This window comes from Amycolatopsis sp. EV170708-02-1, assembly GCF_022479115.1.
Classification (GTDB): Bacteria; Actinomycetota; Actinomycetes; order Mycobacteriales; family Pseudonocardiaceae; genus Amycolatopsis.
Genome location: NZ_CP092497.1, coordinates 6,159,870 through 6,185,209 on the forward strand (window position 1 = coordinate 6,159,870; position 25,340 = coordinate 6,185,209).

23 protein-coding genes are annotated in these 25,340 nt (G+C 69.6%); 8 read left to right on the forward strand and 15 right to left on the reverse strand.

Features of this window, described 5'->3' with window-relative positions:
* Positions 1-43: 43 nt before the first annotated feature.
* The 5 genes from MJQ72_RS27825 to MJQ72_RS27845 form a co-directional block, all read right to left on the reverse strand.
* A complete protein-coding gene (locus MJQ72_RS27825; protein WP_240594038.1) occupies positions 44-2,248 on the reverse strand; it encodes a bifunctional SulP family inorganic anion transporter/carbonic anhydrase in 2,205 nt (734 codons plus the stop codon).
* Positions 2,249-2,586: 338 nt separating this feature from the next.
* Entirely contained in the window at positions 2,587-4,839 is a 2,253-nt protein-coding gene (locus tag MJQ72_RS27830) for a bifunctional SulP family inorganic anion transporter/carbonic anhydrase (RefSeq protein WP_240594040.1), read from the reverse strand.
* A 239-nt stretch (positions 4,840-5,078) separates the two neighbouring features.
* Positions 5,079-6,359: an adenosylmethionine--8-amino-7-oxononanoate transaminase gene (locus MJQ72_RS27835; protein WP_240594042.1), complete on the reverse strand. Its 1,281-nt coding sequence runs from the start codon at positions 6,357-6,359 to the stop codon at positions 5,079-5,081.
* Between the two features lie 25 nt (positions 6,360-6,384).
* Entirely contained in the window at positions 6,385-7,584 is a 1,200-nt protein-coding gene (locus MJQ72_RS27840) for a cytochrome P450 (RefSeq protein ID WP_240594044.1), read from the reverse strand.
* A gap of 25 nt (positions 7,585-7,609) precedes the next feature.
* On the reverse strand, positions 7,610-7,963 hold the full coding sequence (locus MJQ72_RS27845; RefSeq protein WP_240601434.1) for an SRPBCC domain-containing protein: 354 nt from the start codon (positions 7,961-7,963) through the stop codon (positions 7,610-7,612).
* 124 nt (positions 7,964-8,087) lie between these two features.
* Here MJQ72_RS27845 and MJQ72_RS27850 point away from each other — a divergent pair, with 124 nt between their 5' ends.
* Positions 8,088-8,711: a uridine kinase gene (locus MJQ72_RS27850; protein WP_240594046.1), complete on the forward strand. Its 624-nt coding sequence runs from the start codon at positions 8,088-8,090 to the stop codon at positions 8,709-8,711.
* A gap of 4 nt (positions 8,712-8,715) precedes the next feature.
* Here MJQ72_RS27850 and MJQ72_RS27855 read toward each other — a convergent pair whose 3' ends face one another.
* From MJQ72_RS27855 to MJQ72_RS27865, 3 genes are all read right to left on the reverse strand, one after another.
* Positions 8,716-9,873 (reverse strand): glycosyltransferase family 4 protein, encoded by a 1,158-nt coding sequence (locus tag MJQ72_RS27855; protein WP_240594048.1) that lies wholly within the window; start codon positions 9,871-9,873, stop codon positions 8,716-8,718.
* 77 nt (positions 9,874-9,950) lie between these two features.
* Positions 9,951-11,003, reverse strand: a complete 1,053-nt coding sequence (locus MJQ72_RS27860) for an NlpC/P60 family protein (RefSeq protein ID WP_240594051.1) — start codon at positions 11,001-11,003, stop codon at positions 9,951-9,953.
* 446 nt (positions 11,004-11,449) lie between these two features.
* On the reverse strand, positions 11,450-11,692 hold the full coding sequence (locus MJQ72_RS27865; RefSeq protein WP_240594053.1) for a hypothetical protein: 243 nt from the start codon (positions 11,690-11,692) through the stop codon (positions 11,450-11,452).
* A 195-nt stretch (positions 11,693-11,887) separates the two neighbouring features.
* On the opposite strand from MJQ72_RS27865, the gene MJQ72_RS27870 reads away from it, so the two are divergent.
* Positions 11,888-12,880 carry a hypothetical protein gene (locus MJQ72_RS27870; protein WP_240594055.1) on the forward strand — a complete coding sequence of 331 codons (993 nt, stop codon included), beginning with the start codon at positions 11,888-11,890 and terminating at the stop codon, positions 12,878-12,880.
* A 59-nt stretch (positions 12,881-12,939) separates the two neighbouring features.
* On the opposite strand, the gene MJQ72_RS27875 is transcribed toward MJQ72_RS27870, so the two are convergent.
* A complete protein-coding gene (locus MJQ72_RS27875) occupies positions 12,940-14,328 on the reverse strand; it encodes an NYN domain-containing protein (RefSeq protein ID WP_240594057.1) in 1,389 nt (462 codons plus the stop codon).
* A gap of 96 nt (positions 14,329-14,424) precedes the next feature.
* Between MJQ72_RS27875 and MJQ72_RS27880 the strand changes: the two genes are divergently transcribed.
* Positions 14,425-16,146 (forward strand): DEDD exonuclease domain-containing protein, encoded by a 1,722-nt coding sequence (locus MJQ72_RS27880; protein WP_240594066.1) that lies wholly within the window; start codon positions 14,425-14,427, stop codon positions 16,144-16,146.
* Between the two features lie 39 nt (positions 16,147-16,185).
* Positions 16,186-16,470 (forward strand): Lrp/AsnC family transcriptional regulator, encoded by a 285-nt coding sequence (locus MJQ72_RS27885; protein WP_005154220.1) that lies wholly within the window; start codon positions 16,186-16,188, stop codon positions 16,468-16,470.
* Between the two features lie 76 nt (positions 16,471-16,546).
* On the opposite strand, the gene MJQ72_RS27890 is transcribed toward MJQ72_RS27885, so the two are convergent.
* The 4 genes from MJQ72_RS27890 to MJQ72_RS27905 are packed head-to-tail and all read right to left on the reverse strand — an operon-like array spanning position 16,547 to position 20,838.
* A complete protein-coding gene (locus MJQ72_RS27890; RefSeq protein ID WP_315860757.1) occupies positions 16,547-18,214 on the reverse strand; it encodes a cytochrome bc complex cytochrome b subunit in 1,668 nt (555 codons plus the stop codon).
* Complete coding sequence (locus tag MJQ72_RS27895; protein ID WP_240594068.1) at positions 18,211-19,344, reverse strand: ubiquinol-cytochrome c reductase iron-sulfur subunit; 1,134 nt, start codon at positions 19,342-19,344, stop codon at positions 18,211-18,213. Before MJQ72_RS27895 ends, MJQ72_RS27890 begins: the two co-directional genes overlap by 4 nt.
* The gene (locus MJQ72_RS27900) at positions 19,341-20,159 is read right to left on the reverse strand and encodes a c-type cytochrome (RefSeq protein ID WP_016336045.1); all 819 of its coding nucleotides are present in this window, start codon (positions 20,157-20,159) and stop codon (positions 19,341-19,343) included. Before MJQ72_RS27900 ends, MJQ72_RS27895 begins: the two co-directional genes overlap by 4 nt.
* 55 nt (positions 20,160-20,214) lie before the next feature.
* The gene (locus tag MJQ72_RS27905; RefSeq protein WP_076168078.1) at positions 20,215-20,838 is read right to left on the reverse strand and encodes a heme-copper oxidase subunit III; all 624 of its coding nucleotides are present in this window, start codon (positions 20,836-20,838) and stop codon (positions 20,215-20,217) included.
* Positions 20,839-20,933: 95 nt separating this feature from the next.
* On the opposite strand from MJQ72_RS27905, the gene MJQ72_RS27910 reads away from it, so the two are divergent.
* The 3 genes from MJQ72_RS27910 (at position 20,934) to trpD (ending at position 22,858) form a co-directional block, all read left to right on the forward strand.
* Positions 20,934-21,350 carry a hypothetical protein gene (locus MJQ72_RS27910; RefSeq protein ID WP_240594070.1) on the forward strand — a complete coding sequence of 139 codons (417 nt, stop codon included), beginning with the start codon at positions 20,934-20,936 and terminating at the stop codon, positions 21,348-21,350.
* A 61-nt stretch (positions 21,351-21,411) separates the two neighbouring features.
* The gene (locus tag MJQ72_RS27915) at positions 21,412-21,822 is read left to right on the forward strand and encodes a hypothetical protein (protein WP_005164172.1); all 411 of its coding nucleotides are present in this window, start codon (positions 21,412-21,414) and stop codon (positions 21,820-21,822) included.
* Positions 21,823-21,826: 4 nt separating this feature from the next.
* Positions 21,827-22,858, forward strand: coding sequence for an anthranilate phosphoribosyltransferase (trpD, locus tag MJQ72_RS27920; protein WP_240594072.1), 1,032 nt, complete (start codon positions 21,827-21,829; stop codon positions 22,856-22,858).
* 40 nt (positions 22,859-22,898) lie between these two features.
* On the opposite strand, the gene MJQ72_RS27925 is transcribed toward trpD, so the two are convergent.
* A complete protein-coding gene (locus MJQ72_RS27925) occupies positions 22,899-23,864 on the reverse strand; it encodes a helix-turn-helix domain-containing protein (RefSeq protein WP_240594074.1) in 966 nt (321 codons plus the stop codon).
* 52 nt (positions 23,865-23,916) lie between these two features.
* On the opposite strand from MJQ72_RS27925, the gene MJQ72_RS27930 reads away from it, so the two are divergent.
* The gene (locus MJQ72_RS27930; RefSeq protein WP_240594076.1) at positions 23,917-24,312 is read left to right on the forward strand and encodes a cupin domain-containing protein; all 396 of its coding nucleotides are present in this window, start codon (positions 23,917-23,919) and stop codon (positions 24,310-24,312) included.
* On the opposite strand, the gene MJQ72_RS27935 is transcribed toward MJQ72_RS27930, so the two are convergent.
* Positions 24,309-25,271, reverse strand: coding sequence for a GlxA family transcriptional regulator (locus MJQ72_RS27935; protein ID WP_240594078.1), 963 nt, complete (start codon positions 25,269-25,271; stop codon positions 24,309-24,311). The two genes, MJQ72_RS27930 and MJQ72_RS27935, sit on opposite strands and share 4 nt — an antisense overlap.
* Between the last annotated feature and the right edge of the window lie 69 nt (positions 25,272-25,340).

A 25,340-nucleotide genomic window follows, 5' to 3' on the forward strand; every position in this document is an offset into this window, starting at 1 on the left:
TGAATCTAGTGGGTCCGGATCGAGTCGCGCTGAACGGCTTCCGTTAGCCCCCGGATGTGGTGACGGCCCCGACCGGCGTGAACGACGGGCTTCCCTCGTCCGACAGATAGACCTGCGCCGCCCCGACGTCGAAGTACATCCCGGTCAGGTGCAGCTCGCCGCGGGCCTCCGCCTCGGCGATCAGCGGATAGTGGCGCAGATGCTCCAGCTGCTGCAGGACGTTCTTGAGCGCCAGCCGGTCGACCTCGGTGTCCGGACGTTCGCCGTCGAGGGTCACCGGGGCCTCGCGGCGCGCGCTCGGCTCGGCGTGCCGCAGCCAGGAGGCCAGCATCGGCGCGCCGTCCGGGGCCCCGGTGGCCAGCGCCTGCATCGCGCCGCAGCCGGAGTGACCGCAGACCACGATCTCGCGCACCTTCAGCACGCCGACGGCGAACTCGACGGTGGCGCCCATCGACGGATCGGCGCGGCGGGCGGGCACCAGGTTCCCGATGTTGCGCACGGTGAACAGGTCGCCGGGACCGCTCGTGGTGATCATGTTCGGCACGATCCGCGCGTCCCCGCAGGTGATGAACAGCGTGTGCGGCGACTGGCCACCCGCCAATTTGCTGAGCGCCGGCTGCATGAGCGCGGCGGTGCGCCGCTGGAACTCGGTCGCCCCGCGCAGGGTCGGCCCGCCGCGCTGCCCGGGCAGCTCGACGTCCTTTGCCTGCCAGTCGGACCACGGCGCGAGGAACCGGGGCACCGAACGCGCCGCGGCCGTGCGGGTCAGCGTGGGATCACCGGATTTGCCCTTGGCGAACCACGGATGCCCGACCTCGTCGACGATCACCGTGCCGCCGGCGCGTTCGTGGCCGAGCTGCCAGTTCGACAGGCTCTCGAAGGCGGCGTGGTCGAGGTAGTCGACGACCAGTTCCAGCGTCACTTTCGCGCCGTCGGGCACGGTCGCGAGCACCCGGCTGAGCCGCGGCACCGACAGGAACGTGAGGACACCTTCGACGACGACACGCCATTCGCCGCCGTCGCGTTCGGCGTGGATCCCGGACCACACCGTGCGCCGCAGCATCAGCAGTACCGAGAGCGCGATCCCGAGCAGGACCCCGGTGAGCAGGTCGAAGACGACGACACCGGCGAGCGTCACCAGGTACAGCCCCAGGTCGCCGTGTTTGAGGACCTGCTTCATGTGGCCGGGGTTCACCAGTTTCGCGCCGACGTGCACGAGCAGGCCCGCCAGCGCGGCGAGCGGGATGTTCTGGATGAGCCCCGCGAACGCGGCGACGAACACCAGGATCCAGCCGCCGTGCAGGATCGCGGACGCCCTCGTGCGGGCACCGGCGGCGACGTTGGTCGAGCTGCGGACGATCACACCGGTGACCGGGAGACCGCCCAGCGCGCCGGAGGTCATGTTCGCGGCGCCCTGCCCGATCAGTTCGCGGTCGAGGTTCGACCGCGGCCCGGTGTGCATCTTGTCGACGGCGACGGCCGAAAGCAGGCTTTCCACGCTCGCGATCAGGGCGATGGTGACGACCGCGACGGCGAACGCGCCCCAGCCCGTGTCCGGGAATTCGGGCGCGAAGCGGATGTTGAGCAGATCACCCGGCAGGTCGACACGGGGCAGGGTCATCCCGGTGACGACGGACAGCACGGTCACCAGCCCGATCGCCGCGAGCGGGCCGGGCACCTTGCGGACGGACTGGGGCAGCCGCGGCCACAGCAGCAGGATGCCGATCGTGAGCACGCCGATCAGCGCGGCGGTGTCGTGGTGGCCGACGATCTGCGCGGGCAGTCCGGCGATGTTCTCGAGTGCCGAGCTCTGCGCCGATCCGCCCAGTACGACATGGAGCTGACCGAGAACGATCGTGACGCCGATCCCGGCGAGCATGCCGTGGACGATGGCGGGCGAGATGGCGAGCGCCGCGCGGGCGATGCGGCTCAGCCCCAGCAGGATCTGCAGCGCCCCCGCGGCGACGGTGATCGCGCAGGTGGTCGCCCAGCCGAAGGTCGCGATGGTTTCGGCCATGATCACCGTCAGGCCGGCGGCCGGGCCGCTCACCTGAAGAGGCGAGCCGCCGAGGGCCCCGGCGACCACACCTCCCACCACGGCCGCGATCAACCCCGCGACGATCGGCGCCCCGGACGCGAGAGCGATCCCGAGTGAAAGCGGGACGGCGACGAGGAACACCACCAACGAGGCGGGCAGGTCGTGACGAAGCACGGCAAGAGGTTTGGGCTTCTTCGAACTGGCGAGCATGATCACCAGGAAACTGGTGAATTGTCCGATATGCACCACCCTATCGAGTGAATATCACACTACGGATGGGTGGCGTGGCCCACTTTTGCCTCGATTCGTTGCCCGGAGATGTCTCCCGCGTTGCGAAAAGCCTTGCCTGGTCCCGAATCCTGGGATCTATCGGTCGGCCGCCCGGCCAACCCACGCCCCGAACGCGAAGCCGGATCTCGCGTGCTTGAAGACGTATCTCGCGTGCTTCGGGGCGGAACTCACGTGACCGGTGAGTTCCGCCTTCAAGCACGCGAGTTCCGCCTCTAATCACGCGTGATCCGTCTTCAAGCACGCGTGGTCGCCTTAACTCAGGACTTCACCGGGCTTGCCGCGGAGGTGAACGACCGCAGCGCTTCGTCGAGCAGGTACACGTTTGCCTTCCCGACGTCGAAGTACATCCCCGTCAGCCGGAGTTCCCCGCGTGCCAGCGCGGCGTCGACCACCGGGTACGAACGCAGGTTTTCCAGTTGCTGCACCACGTTGTGCAGGGCGAGCTGATCACCTTCGTGCGACGGCCGCGCGCCGTCGAGCAGCACCGGCCCTTCGCTTTCCCGGCGCCGCATGGTCGCCTCGCCATGACACAGCCAGCCGCCGAGGTGCGCGAGGCCGTCGGGCGCGTCCCCGAGCAACGCCTTCATCGCGCCACAGCCGGAATGCCCGCACACCACCACTTCCCGCACCCGCAGCAGCCCGACGGCGTACTCGATCGCCGCCCCCACCGAGAAATCCGCTCCGGCGCGCGGGACGAGATTTCCGATGTTCCGCACGGTGAACAGGTCGCCCGGCCCGCTCGTGGTGATCAGGTTCGGCACGATCCGCGCGTCGCCGCAGGTGATGAAAAGCGTATGCGGCTGTTGCCCGTTCGCCAGCCCGTCCCAGGTGCTCCGCAGCAGCGGCGCCGTCCGCCGCTGGAACTCCGAAGCGCCCCGGCACAACGGGACGCTGCCGCCGCGCTGGCTCGGCAGTTCGAGATGTTCGGCCTGCCATTGCGACCACGGCGCGAGCCAGCGCGGCACCACCCGGGACGCCACGCCGCGACGGACGGTCGGCACGCCCGCCTTGCCGCGTTCGAACCACGGATGCCCGATCTCGTCGACGATCACGGTTCCCCCGGCGCGTTCGTACGCGCACTGCCAGCCGCGCAGGCAGTCGAAGGCGGCGTGGTCGAGGTAGTCGACGAACAGTTCCAGCGTCACCTCCGCGCGCTCGGGGACTCCGGCCAGGACGGTCGTGAGCCTTGGCACGGAAAGGAAAGTGAGCGCGCCTTCGATGACGACCCTGGTCCGCGGGCCGTCGCGTTCGACGTGGATCCCGGAGAACAGCATCCGGCGCAGCATCAGCGCGAGCGCGACCGCGATCCCCGCGGCGACCCCGGTGAGCAGGTTGACGGCGACGGCGCCGAGCAGGGTCGCGAGATAGACCGGCAGGTCGCCGTGCCGCCGGACCTCGCGCAGGCTGGTGACGTTGACCAGTTTGGCGCCGACGTAGACGAGGAGACCGGCCAGCGCGGCGAGCGGGATCATCCGCAGCGCACCCACCAGGAACAGGCAGCAGCCGAGGATCCAGACGCTGTGGAGGATCGCCGACATCCGCGTGCGGGCGCCCGCCTCGAAGTTGGTCATGGTGCGCACGACGACGCCGGTGACCGGGAACCCGCCGAGCGAACCGGCGGCGACGTTCGCCAGGCCCTGGCCGACCAGTTCGCGGTTGAGGTCGGTGCGCGGCCCGTCGCGAAGCTTGTCGATGGCGACAGCGGAAAGCAGGCTCTCCAGGCTGGCGATGAGGGCGATGGAGAGGACGGCGGTGACGATCGCCGCCCAGGACCCGGTCGGCGCCTGGGGGACGAAACCCAGCCCCGGCATGCCGTTCGGGAGGTCGACGCGCGGCAGGTCCATCCCCGCCGCGACGGAAAGGCCGGTCGCCAGCACGACGGCGGCCAGCGGGCCGGGGACGCGGCGCACCGAACGCGGCATCCGGGTCCAGGCCAGCAGAACACCGACGGTGACGACACCGATCAGCGCGGCCTGGTCGTGGTGCCCGACGATCCGGCCGGGCAGCGCGAGGACGTTCTCGATCGCGGAACTCCGCGCCGTGCCACCGAGTACGACGTGCAGCTGGCCGAGGACGAGGATCAACCCGATCCCGGCGAGCAGGCCGTGCACGATCGCGGGCGAGATCGCGAGAGTCGCCCGTGCGACGCGAGTGAGGCCGAAGAGGATCTGGACCAAGCCCGCCGCGACGGTCATCGCGCAGGTGGCGGCCCAGCCGAAGGTGGCGATGGTCTCCGCGATGACGATGGTCAGCGCGGCCGAGGGACCGCTGACTTGCAGGACGGAGGCGCCGAAGAGGCTCGCGACGATCCCGCCGACGACGGCGGAGACGAGTCCGGCGAGCAAGGGGGCTCCGGCGGCGTGTGCGACGCCGAGCGAAAGCGGGACCGCCACGAGGAAGACGACGACCGAAGCCGGGACGTCGTGGCGAAGGTTCTTCAGGAGGGTCGATGCGGGATTGCGGCGGCCCGGAGGCCCGGTGTCGTGCTCGTCACCAACGATGTCGATCATGGGGGCAGGAAACCCGATCGGCGCGCAAAAGTCCGCTACGCAAAGGTTTCTCAGGTTTGCTTGTGCGCCCGTGAACTAGGACATACCACGCTTTCGCGGCAAACCGCCCGAGACGGACCCCGATCGGACTCGCCCGTTCGCTTGACCAAGATCAACTCGCGACCACGCTCTGTACCGAGCGTGGCCTCTCCGGATTGCTGTGGCCGCTGTCACACTCTTTGGGCTGAATTTCGCCGTTTTTACGCTTTTTGTGCGGCCGCGACCATTGCGGAAGTGATCGCCGCGAGGTCGTCAGCCTCGGAGATGTAGGGCGGCATCGTGTAGATCAGGTTCCGGAATGGGCGCAGCCAGACCCCGTTCGCCGTGAGGACCTCGGTCGCCACCGCCATGTCCACGGGGTGGTCCAGTTCGACCACGCCGATGGCGCCGAGCACCCGCACGTCGGCCACCGCGGGCAGCTCGCGAGCCGGTTCGAGCCCGGCCTTCAGCGCGGCCTCGATCCGCGGGACATCGGATTTCCAGCCGCCTTCGGCCAGGATCCCCAGCGAGGCGTTCGCGACGGCCGAGGACAGCGGGTTCGCCATGAACGTCGGGCCGTGCGCCAGCACGGGGAGCTCACCGCGCGAGATCCCGTCGGCGATCTCCGGTGTGCACAGCGCCGCCGCCATCGTCAGGTATCCACCGGTCAGCGCCTTGCCGAGGCACAGCACGTCGGGCGTGACCCCGGCGTGCTCGGCGGCGAACATCCGGCCGGTGCGGCCGAAACCGGTAGCGATCTCGTCGAAGATGAGCAGGACGTCGTTGGCCTCGGTGATCTCACGCAGCGCGCGCAGGTACGCGGGTGGGTGGAACCGCATACCGCCGGCGCCCTGCACGACCGGCTCGACGATGATCGCGGCCAGTTCGCCCGCGTGCCGCTCGATCTCGGTGGCGAGCAGTTCGAGGTACGCCGGATCCGGCTCGTCGGCGAAACCGCCGGGCGGTTTGGGCAGGAACAGCTGGTCCGGCAGGATCCCGCGCCACAGCGAGTGCATCCCGCCCTCGGGGTCGCAAACGCTCATCGGCGTGAACGTGTCGCCGTGGTAGCCGCCGCGCCAGGTCATAAGGCGCCGCTTTTCCTTGCGCCCCACCGACTGCCAGTACTGCAGGCACATCTTGACGGCGACCTCGACCGACACCGAGCCGGAATCGCACAGAAAGACGTGCCGCAGGCCATCCGGCGCGAGGTCGACCAGCGTCTTGGCCAGCCTGATGGCCGGTTCGTGGGTGAGCCCGCCGAACATCACGTGACTCATCCGGCCCGCCTGCTCCGCCAGCGCCGCGTCCAGCACCGGGTTCCGGTAGCCGTGGATCGCCGCCCACCAGGACGACATGCCGTCGAGCAGTTCGCGGCCGTCGTCGAGGGTGAGCCGCACCCCGCTCGCCTCGCGGACCAGCAGGGAGTCGATCGTGCTCGGCATCGGCCCGTACGGGTGCCAGACGTGTTCCGCGTCGAGCGCGAGGAGTTCGGCGGCGTCCATCCGGCGACCCTACGACACGCCCTCCTCAGCGCAGGCGCACAGGGAGGGTCTCCAGGCCGTGGACCAGGGTGCTTTCCCGCCACCGCAGGGTTTCCGGTTCGGCGTCCAGGCCGAGCGCGGGGAACCTCTCCAGCAGTCCGCGCAAGGCGATCTCGGCCTCCAGGCGGGCCAGCGGGGCGCCGACGCAGTAATGGATGCCGTGCCCGAACGCGAGATGCCCCGACGCCGAACGCGTGACGTCCAGGCGGTCCGGGTCTTCGAACCGTCCGGCGTCCCGGTTCGCGCCCAGCAGGGAGACGAGCACGAACTCGCCTGCCGGGATTTCGACGGCACCGACGGACACGGCCTCCTTGGTGAACCGGATGGTCGCCAGGTGGATCGCGCCGTCGTAGCGCAGGAACTCCTCGACCGCGCCGGGAATCAGGGCGGGATCGGAACGGAGGGCGGCCAGCTGGTCCGGCTCCCGAAGCAGCGCCAAAACGCTGTTCGCGATCAGGTTGACCGTCGTCTCGAATCCCGCCACCAGCAGCAGGAACGCCATGGCCAGCAATTCGTCCGCGGTGAGCGAATCGCCTTCGTCACTGGCGTGGATGAGGCCCGAAAGCAGGTCTTCGGCGGGCTCGGCGCGCTTCTCTTCGATCAGGTCGACGAGGTACGCGTGCATCTTCGCGGCCGCGGCTTGGAGATCCTCCGGCGTCGACCAGGCGACCATCGTGTTCGACCAGGTCGCGAACGCCGGCTGGTCGCCCGCGTGCACGCCGAGCAGTTCGCAGATCACCCGGATCGGCAACGGGACGGCGAAAGCGGGCAGCAGGTCGGCGCGCTCGGCGTCGCCGATGCCGTCCAGCAGTTCCGCGGTGATCTGCTCGATCCTCGGCCGCAGACGGGAAACCGTGCGCGAGGTGAAGGCCTGGTTGACCAGTTTGCGCAACCGCGTGTGGTCCGGCGGATCCGAGTTCAGCATGTGCGCGCCGAGCGCGCGTACGGCGTTGTCGGCCGCGGATTCGAAGCCGTCACGTTCGAAGAGCCGCCGGATCGCCTCCGGATCCTTGCCCACCCGGGAATCCGAGAGGATCGCGCGGGCTTCGGCGTATCCGGTGACGATCCAGACCTCCAGGCCGCGCGGCAGCCGGACCTTGCGGGCCGGGCCCTCTTCACGCAACAGCGCCGAAACCCGGTGCGGATCCTGGACGAGATCCCAGTCCAGGTTCTTCGGTTCCCCCATCGGTACGCCTCCCCCGGCGCGCCGGTCAGCGTTCGGCCAGCGCGGCCACCACTCGCTCGGTCACCTCGGTCCAGTATGCCCGCTGTTCCTCGCGCTCGTCGGCGCCCGCGAGCCATTCCTGGTGGAAACGGAGCGTGGTCTTCTGGTCGGAGCCGCTCACCGTGATCTGCAAGGTCGAGTCGTGGTCCCAGTCCTTCGGGCGCCAGGTCAGCCGGAGCTTGTCGCCCTCGGAGCGGCCGCGGATCTCGCCGGTCGTCCCGTTGGCCGTCTCGTACGCCGCGCCCAGCTCGTGACCGAGTTCGGCGCCCGGACCGAGCCAGATGCCCACGCCCTCGCGTCCGACCAGGAAGTCCCAGACCTGGGTGCTGGTGTACGGCACCGTCTGGGAAACGCCTACCTGCCAACCACTCCCGGCTGTTTTGGCCGTTGTTTTCACCACCGGGCCATCATCCCATCGGGTGTACCGTGCGACGGTCACCGGTCCGGGTGGAGGATGTCTTTCCGTGCGCTACCGTCCGATTTCTCCCGCTCTGCTGGTCTCCGAACTGACCGAGCGCATCACCTCGATCACGGGCCGCCGCCGGATCGCGGTCGCGATCGACGGCGCGGCCGGTGCGACCAACACCACAGAACTCGCCGACGCCCTGGTCGATCCCCTGCGGATCGCCGGTCACGCGGTGTTGCGGATCTCGGCGAACGACTTCCTCCGCCCCGCCTCACTGCGCTTCGAACGGGGCAAGGAGGACCCGGACTCGCGCTACAGCGACTGGCTCGACCTCGGTGCCCTGCGCCGCGAAGTGCTCGACCCGCTCGCCGAGGACGGCAGCGGCCTGGTCCTCCCGTCGCTCTGGGACCCGGTCCGCGATCGCGCCACCCGCGCCGAGCGCGTCGAACTGCCCGAGGGCGGCGTCGTCCTGCTGGAGGGCGAGTTCCTGTTCGGCGCGGGGCTCGCCTTCGACCTGAGCGTGCACCTGTGGCTCTCGCCAGCCGCGCTGAAGCGGCGGGTACCGGAAGACTGGGCGCTCCCCGCCTATGAGCGCTACGAACAGGAAGTCGACCCGTCGGCGCTGTCGGACGTGGTGATCCGCGTCGACGATCCGAAGCATCCGGCGCGCTACGAACCTTGACGCCTCAGCGCACCGCCGCGACGGGATCGCCGTCGAGCAGGCCGGAAAGCCTGCTCGCCATGGTGTCCCACCGCCAGTTCTCGCCCACCCAGTCGCGACCGGCGGCCCCCATCCGCCGGGCCCGCACCGGATCCGCCAGCAACGCGGCCAGCGTCTCCCTCAGCTGCTGTTCGTCACGGCCGTCGACGACGTGCCCGGTGACCTCGTCCAGCACCGTTTCCGGCGCGCCACCGGAATTCCCGGCGACGACCGGCAGCCCGGTCGCCGAGGCCTCCAGGTAGACGATGCCCAGCCCCTCGACGTCGAGCCCCTTGCCGCGCGTCCGCGCCGGCATCGCGAAGACGTCGCCCGCGTTGTAGTGCGCGGGAAGCTCCTTCCACGGCACCGATCCGGTGATGACGACGCTGTCCTCGACTCCCAGCGCTTCGACGAGCCCGGTGAGCGTCTTGCGGTACGGGCCGCCGCCGACGAGCAGCAACGCCACGTCCGGGATCCGCTTGCGGAGCTCGGGCAGGATCTTGATCAGCATGTCCTGGCCCTTGCGCGGCACCAGCCGCGAAACGCAGACGATCGTCGGCCGGTCGGCGAGACCGTGCCGCTCGCGGATCTCCTTGCCCGCGGCCGGATCCGGCCGGTAGAGCGCGGTGTCCACGCCGCACGGAAGCATCTCCAGCCCCGCCATCGGGCCGAAGGCCGCCGAAAAGCGGGACCGCGTGTACTTGCTGACGTAGGTGATCACGTCGACGGTGTCGCCGATCCGCCGCAGCGCCTGCCTGGAGCCCGGCAGCATCGACCAGCCGACCTCGTGGCCGTGCGTCGACGCCAGCACCCGGCGCGCGCCCGCCGACCGCAGCGGATGCCCCAGCAGCGCCAGCGGCGCCGCGGCGCCGAACCAGACGGCCTCGCACTCGCGGGCGCGCATGATCTCCTTCGCCCGCTTGAGCACGTCCGGGGTCGGCAGCATCAGCGACGTCGGATGGCGCACCACCTCGAACGGGGCGGCGGCGTCGAACTCGCCGTGCGAGCCGGTGCTCGATTCCCATGAGGGCGCGTAGACGACCAGGTCGTCCGCGGGCAGGCGGGTGGCCAGCGAGTTCAGGTAGTTCTGGATACCGCCCGGCCGGGGCGGGAAGTCGTTGGTCACCAGCAGGGTCCTCAGCACCCCTGCAGGCTACTTGGCCCGCCACAGACGAAAGGGGCGGCACCGCTCGCGCGGTACCGCCCCTTGTCGTCTGTTCGTCAGGCCGTCGGGCGACGGGCGCCGACGTAGTTGTTCTGCAGCGGCGACACCTTGACGACGTCACCGGTGGTCGGCGCGTGCACCATCATGCCGTTGCCGACGTACATGCCCACGTGCGAGACCGGCGAGTTGTAGAACACCAGGTCGCCCGGCTGCAGCTGCGACCTCTGCACCGGGGCGCCGAAGGTCGACTGCTGACGGCTGGACCGCGGCAGGGTGAGACCGGCCTGCTTGTACGCCCACAGCATCAGACCCGAGCAGTCGAACGACGACGGGCCGGTGTCGCCCCAGCCGTACGGGCTGCCGAGCTTGCTCTTCGCGGCCGCGAGGGCCGCCGCCGCGGCGGGACCCGGGGCGGGCAGGTTGGGGAACGCGCCGCCCTTGTCCTTCTGGGCGTTGCGATCCGCGGCGCTCAGGTTGCCGCCGGCCCGCTCGATCTCCTTGAGCTGGTCGGCCAGCGTCTTCTGGCGCGCCTCGATGTCCGTGGTCAGCTTGGCGGCCGTGTCACGGGCCGCGGTAGCCGTGTTCTGGGCGTCCGCCGCCTGCTTGGCCGCGGCCGCGGCCTGGGCGACGGCACCGCTCAGGTTGGTCAGCGCGGTGTTCTTGTTCGCGGCGAGGACCTCGAGTGCCGAAGAACGCTCCAGGAAGTCCTGGGTCGACGCGCCCGACAGCAGCGACGACAGCTTGTTCAGCTGCACACCGCTGGTGAACGAGGCACCGGCGAACTTGTTCACCTCGGCCTGGAAGGTCTTCTCGTCACCGGCCGCCTTGATGCCGAGCTCCTTGGCTGCGGCTGCGTCGGCGGTCGCCTTGTCGAGCTCACCCTGCTTCGCGGCGAGGTCGTCCTTCGCCTTGAGGAGGTCTTCGTTCGCCTTCTCGGCCTGTGCCGCGAGGTCGCGGTACTTGGCGAGGGCGTCCGAGCCGGACGGGGGCTGTTGGAGGGCGGGGCCTGGGGCAGCGGTGGCGGAAGGCTGGGCCACTGTCACCGCGGTGATCACCGCGGCCGCGGCCAAAGCTCCTGACACCACGCGCTTGACTGGATGCGACTGCACGGTCGCGCGTGTCTCCTTTGCTGTCGGCCACCGACTCGGAACCCGGGGCGAAGAGGTCGGGGGCCCTCTTCCGCGAAGCCGCGACGCCGACCGTGAGGCCCGCGCGGTTCCCCGCGTTCCCGCCTCGCGCCTGGCCGAGTGCTATCGCAACAGGTTTGGCGCGTGGCTGGTTCCGGTGCAGCTCCCCGACAAAGCTGCCTCAGTGGCGATCCCGTGTCGCCGTCTGGCGACGACTTCCGGCCACGAGATCTCGGACAGGTTACGAAACCACGGGCACCGCGTCCACCATGGCAAGCACAAAAACTCTCCGTGATGCGCCGAAACACCTTCGGACCAGCATGAGCGGAAAGGTGTGACGGGCGTTACAGCCTGGGGCTGATCACGACTACCTACCGTTCACCCGATCGGATCGACCACTCGTCGAATGCCCCGGTCGAGGCGTGTCCTCAGGCCGATTTCCGGCGCTCCTGCTCGACGATCTCGACCATCCGGAGGCGCGGCACCATCCCGGCTTCGGCGAGCGCGTCGACCGCTTTCCGCTCGTCGGCGTCCCATTCGAGCGCGAGCGGCGCGCCGAGAAGGACACTGACGACACAGTCATGACATGCGTCACCGCGGACCGCGCACCGGTCGCAATCGATGACGAGCGTCTCTATGTCCGCTATATCGGCGATGGCCTTGTCGTCCATCTCGGGCTCCTCACTTTCAGTGGTGAGGTGCACATTAAGAGCGACCACCGACAGTTTCGGACCTCGTGAGTGGCAAGGACGGTTAGAACCGTCCTTGCCACTCACGAGACCCGACCTATCCACAACCGCACCCTCCATCCACAACTTGCGCCCGCCACCCCGTTCGGTCGCTCTGCTCCGGCCAGTGTGAACGGCGTGCCCCTACACAAACGCTGGTCGGAAGAAGCCATCCCGGCCGAACAACGACCGAGCTGGCCTGTCCTGCTGCAGGAGCAGCACGGGATCGTCACCAGAGCTCAGCTCTTCGCCTACAGACACACCAAGGCGGACATCGTCGCCAATCTGGAAGCCGGACGCTGGCAGCGTGTTCTGCCGCGGGTCTACGCGACCTTCACCGGCCCCCTCCCGCGAAACGCGAGAATGCACGCCGCCCTCCGCTATGGAGGTGGGCACGCGGTTCTCAGCCATCGCACGGCGGCGGAAGAATGGCGTCTCCTTCCGATCGAAGAGGGTCCGATCGAGATCACCGTGCCGTATGCCGGCTCCGCCGTTTCCCAATCCCCCTTGGTGAAGGTCCACCGGTCGCGAGCGCTCCCGTACTCCACGGCCGAGGCGTGGCCGCCTCGTACCAAGCCCACGGACACGATCGTCGATCTGGCGGTCTCCCAGCCCACCGCGCGAGACGCTGTGAGCGTCGTCGTCGATCTGGTGAGCCGGAGCAAGGTCCCGGTGTCCGCGATGCGCGACTGCGTCTCGATGCGCCCGCCGTTCCGCTTCCGCGCCGAGATCCAGCGAGGTCTCGAACTGGTGGACGGAGGCCTCATGTCAGCGCTCGAAGTGGAGTTCAAGGAACAGGTCGAGGAGCGACACGGTCTACCACCGGGTGACCGGCAGACGGCGATCGAAGTCGATGGGAAGACCTTGTGGGAGGACGTCACCTACGACCCGCACGGGGCGGCCCTGACCGTCCGCCTGGACGGGCGGGCGACCCACGCGATGGCCTCCGTCGCATTCCGGGACCGTCGACGGGACAACGCCGCCGAACTGGCCGGCCGGGTACGCCTCGTCTACGGCTGGCAGGACGTCCGGAACTCACCGTGCGAGGTCGCGGCCGAGGTCCGCGCGATCCTCGTCCGAGAGGGCTGGCGACCGGCCGCCCGGCGCGTCACCTGCCCGGTCTGCTCGTGAGTGGTAAGGACGGTTCTAAGCGTCCTTACCACTCACGAGCCCCACGACCTCTGTCACCTTCAGACCCGGCTGAGCCGCGACACCAGCACCGCCGACGGCACCGGATGCGCGCCCTTGCCCCGCACCGAATCCGCCACCGCCCGGTCCGTGCTCGCGACCACCATCGGGCGCCCCGGCGGCTCGGCCGCGACGAGGGACCGGATGACGTCGTCCGCGAGCACGCCGCGTTCGGAGAACAGCACCCGGACCCCGCGCGGGACCGCGGCGGGCACGGAAAGCACACCGGCGCCGTCGAACACGACGGTGACCTCGGCCGAGGTCCGCGCGGCGAGCGCGGACAGCTGATGGATCAGCCGGTCGCGCTGGTCGGAAAGCGCCAGCTCCGGATATCCGGTCTTCGTGACGTTGTAACCGTCGACGATCAGGTGCACGTTGGGCAGCGCGAGGTACCGGTCGAGCGCGGTGACGTCCTGGATCTTGCCGCCCGCCCCGAGGCCCGACGTCGCGCCGCGCACCATGTCCGCCGGGCGCTGACCCCGCGCGCTCACCGAAAGCTCGCGGCGCAGCCCGCCGACGGCGCCTTCGATCGTGTCCAGCAGCAGCCCGAGCCTGACCTCGTCGGCCTGACGCGCCTCACGGGCGGACTGACGGGCGATCTCGGCGTCCGTGACGGCCTTCTCCGCCCGCGCCCGCTCTGTGGCGACACGCTGCCTCTCACGGTCCAACTGGGCCTTCAGCGCCTTGATCTCTTCGGCGCTCTCGGCGCCTCCGCTTTCCAGCCGGGCGTGTGCCTCGGCGACGGCGTCCTTCGCCTGGCGCAGCTGGACACCTTGCTCCCGCAGGCGCTTCAACAGCTTTTCGACCTCGGCGTCGCGTTCGCCACGCGCACCACCGGCGATTTCCTTGGCTTCGCGCAGTTCTTCACGCAGCTGGGCCAGTTCGGTCTCCAGCCGCTGGTTGCGGGCCAGCGCGGCGTCGCGTTCGGCGCGCAACGCCGTCTCCTCGGCGTTCTTCGCCACCAGCCGGACCCGTCCGGCCGCGCCCGCTTCGCCGAGCAGCACGGCGGCGGCCGCGGCGGCGACGGAGTCGGGGGCGTTCGGGTCGAGGGCGTCCTTGCGGTGGTCGCGCAGCCATTCGGTGACCGCGACCCGGAACTGCGAAGACTCCCCCAACGCGGTGAGCAACGCCGTCCCGCCGAGTTTCGCGCGTTTCGCCGGGGCGAACTTCGCGACCGGGCGCAGCTGCCTCGGCACGTCGGCGACCGGCAGTTTGCCGACGGCGGCGGCCGCCAGCTCGGCGATCCGCTCCCGTACGGTCTCCGGCAGGGCCGTCCAGCCTTCGGCAGGCACCTCTTCGGACGTCTCCGTCGCGCCCGCGGACGCCACGACACCCGAGGGGCCGCCGGTGGCGTCCTCGGGCGATTCGGGCACTGCGGGCTGCGGTTGCATCGCTCCAGCGTAGGCCCCATGCCCTCGGGGCGCGCTCGATGGGACGGCGTGCGCGCATCCTGGGATTGTCGGTGCCCGCCCCTACTGTGCCCGACCATGGACACCGGACGGCGGCCCGGCGCGGCGCAACTCGCCTTCGACGAGCTGGGAACTCCTTTGCGGGACATCACTTTCGTCGTATTCGACCTGGAGACCACCGGGACGAAACCCGGTCCGGACGGAATCACCGAGATCGGCGCGGTCAAGATCCGCGCGGGCGAGATCGTCGGCGAGTTCGCCACCTTCGTCAATCCGGGGATGCCGATCCCGCCCCAGATCGTCGAGCTCACCGGTATCACCGGGGCGATGGTCTACGACGCTCCCCGGATCGAGCGTGTGCTGCCCGCGTTCCTGGAATTCATCTCCGGCGCCGTGCTCGTGGCGCACAACGCCGCCTTCGACACCGGATTCATGCGGGCGGCCTGCGAGGGCCACGGCTACCACTGGCCCAAGACGGCCGTCGTCTGCACGGTCCGGCTCGCCCGCCGGGTCATCTCCCGCGACGAGACGCCCAGCTACCGGCTTTCCGCGCTGGCGGCGTTGTTCGGCGCGCGCACCACGCCGAATCACCGCGCGCTCGCGGACGCGCGCGCCACCGTCGACGTCCTGCACGCGCTGCTCGAACGGGTGGGCAATCTCGGCGTCCACACCCTCGAAGAGCTGCTGGACTATCTGCCCGAGGTGACCGCGGCCCAGCGGCGCAAACGGTCGCTGGCCGAGCATCTGCCGTCGAGGCCCGGGGTCTACCTGTTCCGCGGCCCGAGCGACGAGGTCCTCTACGTCGGGACGTCGTCCGATCTGCGCCGCCGGGTCCGGCAGTACTTCACCGGCTCGGAGAGCCGGGGGCGGATCCGCGAGATGGTCGCGCTGGCCGAGCGGGTCGACGCGGTCGAATGCGCGCACGCGCTGGAGGCCGCCGTCCGGGAGCTTCGGCTGATCGCCGCCCATCGCCCGATGTACAACCGCCGTTCCAAGAACCCACGGCACGCGTGGTGGGTCGCGCTGACCGAGGAGGCGTTCCCACGCCTGTCGGTGGTCCGCATGCCGCGAGACGGGATGCTGGGGCCCTTTCGCACCCAGACCGACGCCCGGTCCGCCGCGGACACCCTCGCCGGCGCCTCGGGGCTGCGGACGTGCACCCAGCGCATCTCGGCGACCGCGCCGAACGGGACACCCTGTGTCCTCGCCGAGCTCGGGCGCTGCGGAGCGCCGTGTGCCGGGCGGCAGACCGTCGAGGCGTACCGGCCGGGCGTGCTGGCGGTGTCCGGCCTCATCGCCGGAACGGACGGACGCCCGCTGCGGGCCGCCGCCGATCAGCTGGCCCGGCTCTCCGCCGCGGAGCACTACGAACAGGCCGCCCAGCACCGCGATCAGCTGGCCGGGCTGATCCGCGCGGTCGGGCGGGCACATCGGCAGTCGGCGCTGGCGGGCATCCCCGAGCTGATCGCCGCCGGGCCCGACGGGAACGGCGGCTGGGAACTGGCGGTGATCCGGCACGGCAGGCTCGCGTCGGCGGGGGTCGCGCGGCGCGGGGTGCCGCCGATGCCGGTCGTCGAGATGCTCGTGGCCTCGGCGGAGACGGTCATCCCGGGGCCCGGCCCGCTCTTCGGCGCGATCCCGGAGGAGATCGGCATCCTCCTGCGCTGGCTGACCCGTCCGGGTGTCCGGCTCGTGCGCACCACGCACCCCTGGGCGGAGCCCGCCGCGGTGGCGGGCGGCTGGCAGGAATGGCTCGATCTCGCGGCGAGCGCGACGGCGCTGGAACGTGTGGCGGGCTAGGATTCCGGCACCGGATTCCCTGAAGTAGGAGGCACTCTAGTGATCACCGCGATCGTGTTGATCCAGGTCGAAGCCGATGCCATCCCCGAGGCGGCGCAGGCGATCGCGGACATCGAGGGCGTCCGCGAGGTCTACTCCTGCGCGGGCGACGTCGACCTGATCGCCTCGGTCCGCGTCGCGGCCCACGAAGACCTCGCGGATCTGATCCCGGCGAAGATCGGCAAGGTCCCCGGCGTGCTGAGCACGGTCACGCATATCGCGTTCCGCTCATACTCGAAGGCCGACAGCGAGTCCGCTTTCGACATCGGCGTCGAAGGCGCCTGAGCTTCCCCCAAGTACGTGAAGGCCCCCTTCACTGCGTCTAGCGCAGTGAAGGGGGCCTTCACGTACTTCTCCCGGACTAGTGCCCGGAGGTGATCTCCTTGCGCTCCGCGGAAGGCTCGCCACCGATGTCGTCGACCTTGCCGTTGCCGTGCCCGTTGGCCCGGGCGCGCTCCAGCGCGATCGTCTCCTCGACCGGGTCCGGGGACCAGGTCGAACCGGCGACGGCGTGTCCGGCCGAGCCGAGCTTGTTCATCTTCTTCGGCACCGACGCGCCCTGGTATTCGAGCGGGATCGGGTGGCCGTGGTCGTCCACCGGGCCGAGCGGCTGGTGGATCTCGATGAACTCACCGTGCGGCAGGCGCTTGATGATGCCGGTCTCGACGCCGTGCTCCAGCACCTCGCGGTCGGCCCGCTGGAGGCCGAGACAGATCCGGTAGGTGATGTAGTACGCGATCGGCGGCAGCAGCAGGACACCGATCCGGCCCGCCCACGTCGTCGCGTTCAGCGAGATGTCGAAGGCGAACGCGATGATGTCGTTGAAGCCCGACAGCATGATGACCGCGAAGAACGTCAGGGCCATGATGCCCAGCGAGGTCCGGACCGGGACGTCGCGCGGGCGCTGCAGCAGGTTGTGGTGCGCGGTGTCCTTGGACAGCTTTCGCTCGATCCAGGGATACATCACCAGCAACCCGATCAGCAGCGGCATCCCGATCGCGCCGGGGAAGAACACCGCCGGGACCGTGTAGTTCCCGAGGTAGAGCTCCCACGCGGGCCAGATCCGCAGCATGCCGTCGGCCCAGGCCATGTACCAGTCCGGCTGTGAACCGGCCGAGACCTGCGCCGCGTTGTACGGGCCGATGTTCCAGATCGGGTTGATCTGGAAGAGCCCCGACATCAGCGCGATGACGCCGGTGACCAGCGCGAAGAACGCACCGCCCTTGAGCGCGAAGACCGGCATGATGCGGACGCCGACGACGTTGGTCTCCTTGCGGCGCACGCCCGGGAACTGCGTGTGCTTCTGGTACCAGACCAGCGCGAGGTGCGCGGCCACCAGGCCGAGCATGATGCCCGGCAGCAGCAGGATGTGGATCGTGTACAGGCGCGGGATGATCTCGTTGCCGGGGAACTCCCCGCCGAACAGCGCCCAGTGGATCCAGGTGCCCATGACCGGCACCGAGAGCACGATGCCCGACAGGGTCGCGCGGATACCGGTACCGGAGAGCAGGTCGTCCGGGAGCGAGTAGCCGAAGAAGCCCTCGAACATGCCCAGGACCAGCAGCAGCGCACCGATGACCCAGTTCGCCTCACGCGGGCGCCGGAACGCGCCGGTGAAGAAGATCCGGAACATGTGCACCATCATCGAAGCCACGAAGATCAGCGCGGCCCAGTGGTGCAGCTGGCGGACGAAGAGACCGCCCCGGACGTCGAACGAGATGTCGAGCGTGGTCGCGAAGGCCCGCGACATCTCGACGCCCTGCAGACCGGTGTAGCTGCCGTTGTAGACGACCTCCTCCATGGAGGGGTCGAAGAACAGCGTGAGATAGACACCCGACAGCAACAGGATGATGAAGCTGTACAGCGCGATCTCGCCGAGCAGGAACGACCAGTGCGTCGGGAACACCTTGTTGAGCTGGTGCCGCATGCCCTTGGCCAGGTGATACCGGTCGTCGGCCCACTTCGCACCAGCGCCCGCGGCCTTCTCGACCGGGTTCGTCCCCTTGGTCGGGGTGGTGAGTGAACTCATGACTTACGCTCCCAAAAGGCCGGTCCGACGGCCTCGTTGAAGTCTCCGCGCGCGATCAGGTAGCCCTCAGAGTCCACTGTAATCGGAAGCTGGGCCAACGGCCTCGTCGCCGGCCCGAAAATCGGCTTGGCGTAGTGGAGCGCGTCGAACTGCGACTGGTGACAGGGGCAGAGGATGCGGTTGGTCCGCTGCTCGTACAGGGAGGTCGGGCAGCCCACGTGGCTGCAGATCTTCGTGTACGCGTAGTAGTCGCCGAAGTTGTAGTCCTCCTGGCCCTGACGCTTGACGACCTTGGCGGCGTCGGTCGGGCGGAGGCGGATCAGCATGACCGGGTTGTCGACCCGCTTGAAGGCGGCCGACAGCGCGTGCTCGTCGTGCTCCTCGGACTTGCGGTACGGGAACACCGTCTCCATGGCGCCCGCGTCGAGGTCCTCGGCCTTGACCAGGGAGATCTCGTGCGGACGGCCGGTGTTGCGGCGCAGGTAGACGACCTCGTCCGGGAAGTTCTTCTTCCAGCCCGAGTGCCACAGCGAGTCGCGGTTCTCGGTGTCCTTCCACGGGTCCTTGATGAAGGACGCGACCGGCAGCGCCGCGACGGCGAGGCCGAGCACACCGGCACCGGCGCCCGCGGACCGCTTGATCATCGACCGGCGCGCGATGGTGCTGCGGCTGCCCGAATCGGCGAGCTGGGCGACGATGGTGGCCTTGTCGACCTCCTTGGAACCGCCGTCCCCGCGCTCCTGGACCGCGACCTCGGCCGGGATGAACTTCTTGGTGTAGAGGATCACACCGATACCGAGGCTGAGCACGGCGAGCCCGAGGGTGACCCCGAGCAGCGGCGTGTACAGCGTGTACATGGTGTAGCCGGTCTTACCCGGCTCCTTGTACTCGAACCAGTGCGGCCACGCGATGAGGACCACGAACGCGAGGCCGGACAGCGCGGCCAGCACGAACCAGAGGGCGACGGCGCGCTCGGCGCGCTTCTCCGCCCGTGTCCCCTCGACCGGCCACGGCTTCGGGTACTCCACGATCTCGACCCCGTCGAGCGCGGTACCCAGCTTGACGAGCTGGTCGCGATCCATGTCCGCCAATTCCGCCTCTGTCGGCGGCTTCGGCCCTTCGGCGCTCATGCCTTCGATCCAATCCACAACGTCACGCCGATCAGCGCGGCGATCCCGACGATCCACGCGATCGCGCCCTCCGAAGCCGGGCCAAGACCGCCGAGCGAGCTACCGCCGGGTGCGTTGTTCCCGTCGCTCACGGACTTCACGAACGCGATGATGTCCTTCTTCTCCTCCGGCGACAGCTGCCGGTCGGAGAACTTGGGCATGTTCTGCGGCCCGGTGAGCATCGCGGTGTAGATCTGCTCTTCCGTGGCCGGGTCCAGGTTCGGGGCGAACTTGCCCGAGGAGAGCGCGCCGCCGCGGCCGGTGAAGCCGTGGCAGGAGGCGCAGTTGAGGCGGAAGAGCTCGCTGCCGCGCGCGACGTCCTCGCCGCGCAGCGCGTCACCCTTCTCGGCGGGACGCTGCGCGCCGCCGCCGTTGGCCTGGATGTAGGCACCCAGCGCGTTGATCTCGGCCTCGGTCAGCTTCGGCGGCTTCCGCTGCGCCTGGGCTTCCTGGCGGACCGCCGGCATACGGCCGGTGGAGGTCTGGAAGTACACGGCCGCGTCGCCGATGCCGATGAGGCTCGGGCCACGGTCGGTGACACCTTCGAGCTTCGGCCCGTGACATTCGATACACGTGTTGTTGTAGAGCTTCTCGCCCTCGCGCAGGAGGGCGGATTCGCCCTGCGCCTGCGCGGTCTGCGGCTCCGGGGCGAAAACGGCGTACAACCCGCCCACGCTGAGCAGCGCGATCCCGAGCGCCAGCGCGCCGGCGAAACGCCTGCGTGCCTTCGACCGCTTGCGGAAGCGGCGCTCCGTGTTGTTCTTGCTGGAGGTCATCTTGCGGCAACCCTTGCTGTCAGTTCAGGCCGATAGGTCGTGGTGGCGGCTTCGTTCACGGAAGGATGTAGATCACCGCGAACAGGCCCACCCACACGATGTCGACGAAGTGCCAGTAGTACGACACGACGATCGCCGAGGTGGCCTGGGCCGGGGTGAACTTGCTCAGCTTGGTGCGGATGAGCAGGTACACGAACGCGATGAGCCCGCCGATGACGTGCAGGCCGTGGAACCCGGTCGCGAGGTAGAAGACCGTGCCGTACGCGCCGGACGGGATCGTCAGCCCCTCGTGGATCAGGTTCAGGTACTCGTAACCCTGGCCGCCCACGAAGATCGCGCCCATGATCAACGTGATGATGTACCAGCGACGGAGGCCGAACACGTCACCCTTTTCGGCGGCGAACACGCCGAACTGGCAGGTGAACGACGACGCCACGAGGATCACGGTGAACGGGATCGCCAGCGCGATGTTCAGATGGAAGGGCTCACCGTGCAGCGGCGGCGGCCACTGGCCGGACGCGTTCTGCGCCTTCACGGTGAAGAACATGGCGAACAGTCCGGCGAAGAACATCAGTTCGCTGGACAGCCACACGATGGTGCCGACACTGACCATGTTCGGCCGGTTCAGCGAGTGGACCCGCTGGCTGATGGTGGGAGCTGCCGTTGTCACGCGTCGCATTATGTCCTCTCACGCATGGCGCCCGCCGGGTGGGTCCACGGCGGGTCGCGTGCGTGTCGGGTCACATCTGAACGAAAGTGGGAACCGGGCTACTCATGGGTTTACTAGATCGGCTTCGTGACCTGGTCAAGAAGCCTTCCGCGCCGAGTCTGACGGTCGACACGCCCGGCGTGGAGATCGTCGTGGCGGCCTTCGATCCGGCCGAGGCGGATTCCGCGGCGTTGGCGAGATCACCCGCTTGGGTCGCCGAAGCGCCCGCGATCCTGCGCCATTACTTGAGGCTGCCGCCCGAAAAGCTCGCCGAGGCGGCCTCGATCCTCGCCCAGGACGGCTGGGAGCTGCGAGAACAGGCGCCCGACGGCGAGTTCGCCCTCGCGCACGCGCTGCGTGTCCAGACCCTCGACGCACTCCACTGCGCGCAGGAACGGTCACGGATGGCGGGGCTCGCGCAACGGCTCGGCGGCGATTCGCTGGGCTGGGACGCGCTCCAGCCGTCGGGTGCGTCCACGTGATGTCGGTCATGGCGGATAACATCGCGGGGTCGACATGACTAGACGAGGCGGAGGCGCGCTCATGGGCGAGCAGGCGATGCGGATCCTGGTGTTCAGCCACAAGGCGGAGGTGCGCGAGGCGATCATCAACGCCGTCGGCCGCAGGCCCGCCGCCGACCTCGGCCGGGTGGACTACACCGAGGCGTCCGGCATCTCCGAGGTCCTCGTCGAGATGGACGCGGGCAACGTGGACCTGGCCATCCTCGACGGCGAGGCCCAGCCGACCGGCGGTATCGGGCTGACCCGTCAGCTGAAGAACGAGATCGAGGACTGCCCGCCGATCGTGGTCTCGGTGCGGCGCAAGGACGATCGCTGGCTCGCGACCTGGTCGCAGGCCGACGCGGTGCTGGTCCACCCGCTCGACCCGCTGACCGCCGCCGAGACCGTCGCCGAAGTGCTGCGCGCCCGGCGGGTGCCGGCCGTGCACGGCTGAGCCGATGAGCGCGGCCGCGAAGACTTGGCCGTCCCTGCTCAATCAGCTCATCGCGCGCGCGGATCTGTCCGAGGAGGACACCGCGTGGGCGATGGACCAGATCATGAGCGGGGCGGCGACGCCCTCCCAGATCGCCGGATTCGCCGTCGCGCTGCGCGCGAAGGGTGAGACACCGGCGGAGATCTCCGGTATGGCCGACGCCATGCTGGCGCACGCCAAACGGGTGACCATCGACAGGCCGTCGGTGGACATCGTCGGCACCGGCGGCGACCGGTCGAACTCGGTCAACATCTCCACCATGGCCACGGTGGTGACGGCCGCGGCCGGTGCCCCGGTGGCCAAGCACGGCAACCGGAGCGCTTCGTCGAAGTCCGGCGCCGCGGACGTGCTGGAGGAGCTGGGCGTCACGATCGATCTGCCGCCGGAGACGGTGCAGCGCAGCGTGAACGAGCTGGGCATCGGCTTCTGCTTCGCGCCGAAGTTCCACCCGGCCCTGCGCCACGCCGGCCCGACCCGCGGCGAGCTCGGCGTGCCGACGACGTTCAACCTGCTGGGCCCCCTGACCAACCCGGCGCAGCCGCGCAGCTCGCTGATCGGCTGCGCCTACCAGGACAAGACCCGCGTGCTGGCCGAGGTGTTCGCGCGGCGCGGCATGACCGTGCTGCTCGTGCGCGGCGACGACGGGCTGGACGAGATCACGACCACGACCACGAGTTCGGTATGGGTGGTCTCCGGCGGCGAGATCACCGAGCGGAGCTTCGACCCCGCGTCCCTGGGCATCGCGCGGGCGACCGCGGACGACCTGCGCGGCGGCGACGCCGCGCACAACGCCGACGTGTTCCGCCAGGTGATGGCCGGGAAGACCGGGCCGGTGCGGGACGCGGTGCTGCTCAACTCGGCGGCCGCGCTGGCGGCCTTCGCCGGGTTCTCGGGGTCGCTGGAAGACGATCTGGCGGCCGGGCTCACGCGGGCGGCCTCGGCCATCGATTCGGGCGCCGCCGCGGATCTGCTGAACCGGTGGATCGCCTTCGCCTGACCTCGTGAGTGGCAAGGACGGTTCTAACCGTCCTTGCCACTCACGAGGCGGTGCTGAACCGCGCCCGGTAAGCCGTAGGCGTCAGTCCCGTAGCCCGCCGAAGCTGCGTACGCAGATTCGCCGCGGTCCCGAACCCGGAAGCCCGCGCAACCCGGTCCAGCCGCTGCTCCCCGCGCTCGATCAGCCGGCAAGCCAGCGCGATCCGTTCCGTCGTGAGCCACGCCAGCGGCGTGGTCCCCAGTTCGGCGCGGAAACGCCGGTGCAGCGTCGCCTGGCTGGCCGCCGCCCGCGCGGCGAGGTCGGCGACCGTGAGCGGCCGGTCCAGCCGTTCACGCGCCCAGGCGAGCACCGGAGCCAGCGACGTGTCCGGCACCGGCGGCAGCGGACGTTCGACGAACTGCCGCTGGCCGCCGTCACGGTGCCCGGCGAACACCAGCCGCCTGCTCACCGCGTTCGCGATCTCGGCGCCGTGGTCACGGCTGATCAGGTGCAGCCCCAGATCGAGGGCGGCCGCGCTGCCCGCCGCGGTCAGGACGTCGCCGTCGTCGACGAAGAGGACGTCCGGTTCCAGGAGCACTTCGGGATACAGCTCGCGGAAGAGCCCCGCCCACTTCCAGTGCGTCGTCGCGCGCCGCCCGTCCAGCACCCCCGCCTGCGCGAGGGTGAAGGCGCCGGTGCAGAAGCTCACCAGCCGGGCACCCCGCGCGGACGCGGCGCGAATGGCCGCCAGCACCGACTCCCTGGCCGGACTCTCCGGATCGGGCCGGTTGGGCACGATCACCGTGCCGGCGGTTTCCACGGCTTCGAGCCCGGCGACATCGGTGAGGGTGAACATGCCCAGGTGCATGCGCACGGACGGCTCGGCCGCGCACACCGTGAAGTCGTACCAAGGCCTGCCCAGCTCGGGCCGCCGCAGGCCGAACAGCTCGGTCGCGACGCCCATTTCGAAGGGGTTGGAGCCCTCGTCGACCAGGACGGCGACCTTGTGCGAGGAATCATGCGACATATGCGATTCCTAGCACTCACCCCTCGGGCGGTCCAGCCACGAGGATCGGGACATGAGCAAGCAGCCGATCGATCTGGGAACCGCGCTGGCCGGGTTCGACGAGATCTGGAGCCCGCGGATCGTCGCCCACGTCAACGACTACGACGTCCGTCTCGCCAAGGTCGCGGGCGAGCACGTCTGGCACGTCCACGAGAACACCGACGAGTTCTTCATGGTCCTCGAAGGCACCTTGGACATCGCGTTGCGCGAAGAGGACGGCGAACGTGTCGTCACACTGCCGCGTGGTTCCGTGTTCGTCGTCCCGCGCGGGACGTTCCACAAACCGTCCTCAGTGGACGGTGCGTCGCTGCTGCTGTTCGAGCCGACCGGCACACTCTCCGTCGGCGACGAACACGACGAGGTCCCCGACCACGTCCAGGTCACCGTCGGACAGGAAATCTCCTTCTAGCCGGCGGAAAAAGTCCTGCGATACGCGCTCGGGCTGGTACCCCGCAGCTTGCCGAACTGATGCCGCAGCGCGGCGGCGGAGGCGTATCCGCAGGCGACCGCGATGTCCTCAATGGACAGACGGCCTTCTTCGAGCAGTGACTGCGCGCGGTCGAGTCGGCGCTCGGTGAGCCACCGGTGCGGCGTCGTCCCGGTGGCCGCCGAGAACCGGCGCAGGAACGTGCGCTCCCCCAAACCGCTGCGCCGGGCGAGGTCGGCGACGGTGAACGGCCGATCCAACCGCCGCTCGATCCATTCGAGCGCTTCGGCGAGCACGGTGTCGTCCGGTGCGGCGATCTCGGGCACCGGCGCCTGAACGAACTGGGCCTGCCCGCCGACCCGATGTGGAGCCGCGACCATCCGCCTGGCCAGCGTGGTGGCCGCGGCGACACCGCGCAGCTCTCGCACCAGATGCAGGCACAGGTCGACGGCGGCGACGGTTCCCGCGCTGGTGAGGACGCCGCCGTCGTCGACGTACAACGCCTTCGGATCGACCTTCGCCGTCGGGAACCGCGACCGGAACTCCTGTTCGTAGACCCAGTGCACGGTGCAGTTGCGCCCGTCGAGCAGCCCGGCGTAGCCGAGCGAGAAGACGCCCGCGCAGAAGCCGGCGACCCAGGCCCCTCGGCTCGCCGCGTCGCGCAGGACTTCGAGCACCGGCTCCGGCGGGCTCGCGCTGCGCGGCGCACAGGTCGGGACGATCAGCAGATCCGCGGACGCCGCGAAGTCGAGGCCCCGCAGCCCATCGAGCCCGAAACCGGACCAGCTCAGGACGTTCGCACCGCCGGGTGAGCAGACCGCGAAGTCCCAGCCCTCGATGCCGTCGGCGCTGCGATCGGTGCCGAAGACCTCACAGGCGACCCCGAGTTCGAACGGCGAGACCTGGTCGGCGAGCACCACCGCGACCTTCTTCACATCCATCCGGGCAGTGTGTCACAAGTTTTGCGGTCGATGTCATCTCTGACACTGGTTGAACGCGGACGCGACGGC

Excerpts from the sequence above, each read along its gene's own strand:
- MJQ72_RS27825 (WP_240594038.1), bottom strand. The coding sequence starts at position 2,248 with ATGCTCGCCAGTTCGAAGAAGCCCAAACCTCTTGCCGTGCTTCGTCAC.
- MJQ72_RS27910 (WP_240594070.1), top strand. The coding sequence starts at position 20,934 with ATGGGTTTACTAGATCGGCTTCGTGACCTGGTCAAGAAGCCTTCCGCG.
- trpD (WP_240594072.1), top strand. The coding sequence starts at position 21,827 with ATGAGCGCGGCCGCGAAGACTTGGCCGTCCCTGCTCAATCAGCTCATC.
- MJQ72_RS27865 (WP_240594053.1), bottom strand. The coding sequence starts at position 11,692 with ATGGACGACAAGGCCATCGCCGATATAGCGGACATAGAGACGCTCGTC.
- MJQ72_RS27905 (WP_076168078.1), bottom strand. The coding sequence starts at position 20,838 with ATGCGACGCGTGACAACGGCAGCTCCCACCATCAGCCAGCGGGTCCAC.
- MJQ72_RS27890 (WP_315860757.1), bottom strand. The coding sequence starts at position 18,214 with ATGAGTTCACTCACCACCCCGACCAAGGGGACGAACCCGGTCGAGAAG.
- MJQ72_RS27925 (WP_240594074.1), bottom strand. The coding sequence starts at position 23,864 with ATGTCGCATGATTCCTCGCACAAGGTCGCCGTCCTGGTCGACGAGGGC.
- MJQ72_RS27875 (WP_240594057.1), bottom strand. The coding sequence starts at position 14,328 with ATGCAACCGCAGCCCGCAGTGCCCGAATCGCCCGAGGACGCCACCGGC.
- MJQ72_RS27840 (WP_240594044.1), bottom strand. The coding sequence starts at position 7,584 with ATGGGGGAACCGAAGAACCTGGACTGGGATCTCGTCCAGGATCCGCAC.
- MJQ72_RS27835 (WP_240594042.1), bottom strand. The coding sequence starts at position 6,359 with ATGGACGCCGCCGAACTCCTCGCGCTCGACGCGGAACACGTCTGGCAC.
- MJQ72_RS27830 (WP_240594040.1), bottom strand. The coding sequence starts at position 4,839 with ATGATCGACATCGTTGGTGACGAGCACGACACCGGGCCTCCGGGCCGC.
- MJQ72_RS27915 (WP_005164172.1), top strand. The coding sequence starts at position 21,412 with ATGGGCGAGCAGGCGATGCGGATCCTGGTGTTCAGCCACAAGGCGGAG.
- MJQ72_RS27900 (WP_016336045.1), bottom strand. The coding sequence starts at position 20,159 with ATGACCTCCAGCAAGAACAACACGGAGCGCCGCTTCCGCAAGCGGTCG.
- MJQ72_RS27880 (WP_240594066.1), top strand. The coding sequence starts at position 14,425 with ATGGACACCGGACGGCGGCCCGGCGCGGCGCAACTCGCCTTCGACGAG.
- MJQ72_RS27930 (WP_240594076.1), top strand. The coding sequence starts at position 23,917 with ATGAGCAAGCAGCCGATCGATCTGGGAACCGCGCTGGCCGGGTTCGAC.
- MJQ72_RS27935 (WP_240594078.1), bottom strand. The coding sequence starts at position 25,271 with ATGGATGTGAAGAAGGTCGCGGTGGTGCTCGCCGACCAGGTCTCGCCG.
- MJQ72_RS27895 (WP_240594068.1), bottom strand. The coding sequence starts at position 19,344 with ATGAGCGCCGAAGGGCCGAAGCCGCCGACAGAGGCGGAATTGGCGGAC.